This window comes from Paenibacillus sp. OT2-17, from assembly GCF_009827695.1.
In the GTDB taxonomy this organism is placed as follows: Bacteria; Bacillota; Bacilli; order Paenibacillales; family Paenibacillaceae; genus Paenibacillus; species Paenibacillus polymyxa_B.
In genome coordinates, this window is sequence record NZ_WUDQ01000361.1 from 1 (window position 1) to 3,799 (window position 3,799).

Annotated in this window: 5 protein-coding genes and 1 other annotated feature; of the genes, 1 reads left to right on the forward strand and 4 read right to left on the reverse strand. The window is 45.8% G+C overall.

What is annotated here, in order from left to right; all coding sequences use genetic code 11:
* Both argS and GRP75_RS21190 read right to left on the reverse strand, forming a co-directional pair.
* Positions 1-437: arginine--tRNA ligase domain-containing protein (gene argS, locus GRP75_RS21185; protein WP_160790286.1), on the reverse strand; the 437-nt coding region annotated here is incomplete at its 3' end.
* 59 nt (positions 438-496) lie between these two features.
* Positions 497-755, reverse strand: a binding site (T-box leader).
* A gap of 77 nt (positions 756-832) precedes the next feature.
* Positions 833-1,162 carry a four-helix bundle copper-binding protein gene (locus GRP75_RS21190; RefSeq protein ID WP_023988251.1) on the reverse strand — a complete coding sequence of 110 codons (330 nt, stop codon included), beginning with the start codon at positions 1,160-1,162 and terminating at the stop codon, positions 833-835.
* A gap of 262 nt (positions 1,163-1,424) precedes the next feature.
* On the opposite strand from GRP75_RS21190, the gene GRP75_RS21195 reads away from it, so the two are divergent.
* Positions 1,425-1,940, forward strand: coding sequence for a MogA/MoaB family molybdenum cofactor biosynthesis protein (locus GRP75_RS21195; protein ID WP_068940667.1), 516 nt, complete (start codon positions 1,425-1,427; stop codon positions 1,938-1,940).
* A gap of 66 nt (positions 1,941-2,006) precedes the next feature.
* Here the strand turns inward: GRP75_RS21195 and GRP75_RS21200 are convergent, their stop codons facing one another.
* Together GRP75_RS21200 and GRP75_RS21205 are read right to left on the reverse strand one after the other, a co-directional pair.
* Positions 2,007-3,470: a nicotinate phosphoribosyltransferase gene (locus tag GRP75_RS21200; RefSeq protein ID WP_023988249.1), complete on the reverse strand. Its 1,464-nt coding sequence runs from the start codon at positions 3,468-3,470 to the stop codon at positions 2,007-2,009.
* Positions 3,471-3,590: 120 nt separating this feature from the next.
* Positions 3,591-3,799, reverse strand: a 209-nt coding sequence (locus tag GRP75_RS21205) for a cysteine hydrolase family protein (protein ID WP_160790287.1), incomplete at its 5' end; no start/stop codon positions are given.

Consider the following 3,799-nt stretch of genomic DNA (forward strand, 5'->3'; position numbering starts at 1 on the left):
TATCCGGTTTCACCAAGAATACGATACAAGGCAGCACCGATAACAGTAGAGCGAAGATGACCGATACCAAACGGTTTGGCAATATTGGGCGAGGACATATCAATAACTACCCGCTGTCCGTGCCCGATATTGGGCCTGAGGAAATCAGCCTTGCTCAATTCAGCAAGCATAAGTGGAATATAAACAGATCGATCCAATGTTATATTTACATAGGCACCCGATGCTGAAGCAGTTAAACCTTCTTCATGATTCACTAGCTCCGCCAATTCCAGTGCAATGTGCTGTGGAGACTTTCGAAACTTTTTGGCCAGCACAAAACAGGGAAACGCCACATCTCCCCATTCAGGCTGCGGAGGCACCTCAAATAAAGATAAAATTTCTTTCTCCTCCAAGCCCGTATGGGCCAATATCGCTTGAGCAGCAATCCTCATCAACATGATCTCTCTCCTTCTTTTTATAGAATCTAACAAAAAAAGCCCCCGCCTCTTGAAATAATTCAAGAGACGAGAACTTCAATATCCCCGCGGTACCACTCTTCGTAAATCGGTTGTGCAGCTAAAGCTAACTTACACAAATCGCGATTTCACTCCAATGACTAATAACGGTGTCTGCCGGGCTGATCTACTAGAAATTCTGCTCGTTGGATCAACCGTCTCCCGGGTGCGCTTCACATCGGACCTCATACCGGCTTCCACCTTTTCCGGCTCGCTGTAATGATACGGCTCCGCTGCTACTCTCCCGTTCTATGACGTTAATTCCAATCATTATACAAACCTATTCAGTAGAAAGCAACCTATTATTTCCTCTTCAGGCACTAGTTCCATATATGTAATTACACTGCCACCAACTGGCGGCACGCCTGAACGCAACGACGGCAGGCTTCTGCACAATGTTTGCAATGATCATGGGAATGCTTGCTGCATTCAGCAGCACATACCTCACAGGCCTTGGCGCACAGCTCACAGATTTGCTCAGCAAAATCCGTTCCACGCTGCAGCATTTGAGCAGCAAATCCGCATATTTCTGCACATTCCCTACTCACTCGAATACATTCACGCAGCATAGCTAAATCATATTCCTTCAAACTCGCTACGTAACATACATTGCAAGCGTTCATACATTCCAGGCAAGCATCCACGCATTGTTGGTATGAATGATTCATATTACATTACCTCCCAGTTGTTGACCCTGCTGTACTATTACCCGCTGACCCTTGAGATTAATCATTTGATGTGCGCGCTTTCAATAAAATAAAAACAAAGTAATCCCGACTTATGTAAGGAAGTGTACTATATTCCAGTGTGCAAGTGCAAGGATATTAATCACATGGATTTTTAGCCCCTGTTTCTGACTTGCATACACTCAGTCATTGCTCTATTGTAAAAAGTGTATGTCTAACCACCGATCAAGGAGTGAGCATTTCAATGAATATGTCTTCTGTAGAGGAGCATCGACAGGAATCCCCGCAACAGGTTAATTGCATGGTCGTGACTGTCTCGGACACCCGCACCGTGGAAACAGATACTGGGGGACGACTGCTCATGGATCTACTAGAAACCAATGAATATAAGGTTGTTCGATATGTCATCGTCAAAGATGACTACGAAGGTATTCAACAGTTAGTATCCGAAGCAGCGGCACAGGATGACATCGAGGCTGTACTTTTGACAGGCGGTACCGGTATTTCTCCACGTGATACTACATATGAAGCCGTCTCCTCTCTACTGGATAAGGAACTACCTGGCTTTGGAGAAATCTTTCGTTATTTAAGCTTTGCTGAGGACATTGGTTCAGCAGCTATCTTAAGCCGGGCTGTAGCTGGCACTGTGGGCCAGACAGCTGTATTTTCTATGCCTGGCTCACGCGGAGCCGTTCGTTTGGCAATGGAACGCATTATTGTCCCTGAGCTACGACATGTGATGAGAGAAATTTATAAATAAGCTCCTATTTCCTACATGCCGCGACACAAAAAGGCACCCCATACATTCATGAGGTGCCTCTTCCAATTATTCTTTTTCTTCAACTTCGGGCTGCATATAGCTATCGATCAGCTTTTGCTTCAGCTCCCATACCTTCTCGCTCAGATTTACACGATAAATTTCAGGGTTCAGCTTCCGCAAATATTCTGGCCAAAACAGTTTCAACTGTGAAGTATGGTAGGCACGAATTTCATCCAGCTCAGGAAGCTCATATACCTTCTGTCCATTTATAAAAATAGGCTCAAGCATTGGTACGGCTTCATAATTTTCTACATACTTCTTCATATACGGATGCAAAGGGTTAAACAGCTTCAGGCGCTTACCATTACGCGGACGCTCTTCATCCGGGAAAGAAATATAATCGGCCACAGCTCTCCCTTTTTTCTTATCCACAATGCGATATACATCCTTCTTGCCTGGTGTGGATACTTTTTCTGGATTACCCGAGATCTTAATCGTCGGCAACATTTCGCCATCCACTTCACGCTCAACCAGCTTGTACACCCCGCCAAGCGAAGGTTGATCTGAAGCCGTAATAAGCTGTGTTCCTACACCCCATACATCAATACGTGCCCCTTGGGCTTTCAGGTTAAAAATCGTATTTTCATCCAAATCATTGGAAGCTACAATTTGTACGTAATCTAAGCCTTCAGCATCGAGCATTTCCCGCGCCTGAATGGATAGATAAGCCAAGTCACCGCTATCCAGACGGATTGCATTCATACGCTTGCCCTGACTCTCCAGCATTTTTGCTGTCCGAATCGCATGAGGAACACCACTTTCCAGCGTGTCAAAGGTGTCTACCAACAGTGTAACCTGGTCTGGTAAAACCTTCGCGTATACGTCAAACGCCTCCTGCTCCGTCATAAAGGTCTGCACCCATGAATGGGCATGTGTCCCCTTCGTCGGGATTCCAAAGTGCTCGCCTGCCAGCATATTAGAAGTCGCGTCAAAACCTGCCACATAAGCTGCTCGTGCTCCCCAAATCGCCGCATCAGCTTCCTGCGCACGCCGTGTCCCAAATTCGAGCAGTGTATCGTCACTTGCCACCTGCTTGATACGCGATGCCTTTGTCGCAATGAGTGTCTGATAGTTCATAAAATTCAGCAATGCCGTCTCGACAAGCTGCGTTTCCATAATCGTTCCTTCAACACGCACCAGAGGCTCATTTGGAAAAACAAGTGCCCCTTCTTTCATTGAATGGACAGTTCCACCAAACTTAAACTGGCGAAGCGCCTCCATGAACATGGGATCATACTTCTCTTCCTGCTCAGAAAGGTAGCGAATGTCCTCCTCTGTAAACCGCAAATTTGCAATATAATTCACAATGCGTTCCAGACCAGCGAACACGGCGTATCCATTACCAAAAGGGAGTTTACGAAAATACGCCTCGAACACAGCTTTACGCTGATGACTTCCGTTCACCCAATGGGCGTACATCATATTAATCTGATATTTATCTGTATGTAATGCGAGGCTCGTTGACTGCATCGTAATCATCCTCTCTGACTGTCCCCAGGTTTGTGGCAGCGTACCGCCTCATCTGCCCAGATTCAGCAATATCCGGCTCCATTTTGTTATCGGACATTGGTGCACAATCGTTAAGTTATTTTACTTCTTCTGACGTAAAACCGTATCCTCAGCCGACCGTACCGCAGCTCCAAGACTTCCCTCAAAATGACCCAAAGCCCAATCATGTCCAGCTTGATTAAAGCTCGCCACAGCGTCCTTGTATACAGTAATAGCAAAACCTTTGTTATAAGCATCTACAGCCGTATGCAGCACACATATATCTGTACACACACCAATTAGATGAACTT

Bases quoted from the DNA above. Each gene is read 5' to 3' on its own strand.
- GRP75_RS21195 (WP_068940667.1), top strand. From the start codon at position 1,425: ATGAATATGTCTTCTGTAGAGGAGCATCGACAGGAATCCCCGCAACAG.
- GRP75_RS21200 (WP_023988249.1), bottom strand. From the start codon at position 3,470: ATGCAGTCAACGAGCCTCGCATTACATACAGATAAATATCAGATTAAT.
- GRP75_RS21190 (WP_023988251.1), bottom strand. From the start codon at position 1,162: ATGAATCATTCATACCAACAATGCGTGGATGCTTGCCTGGAATGTATG.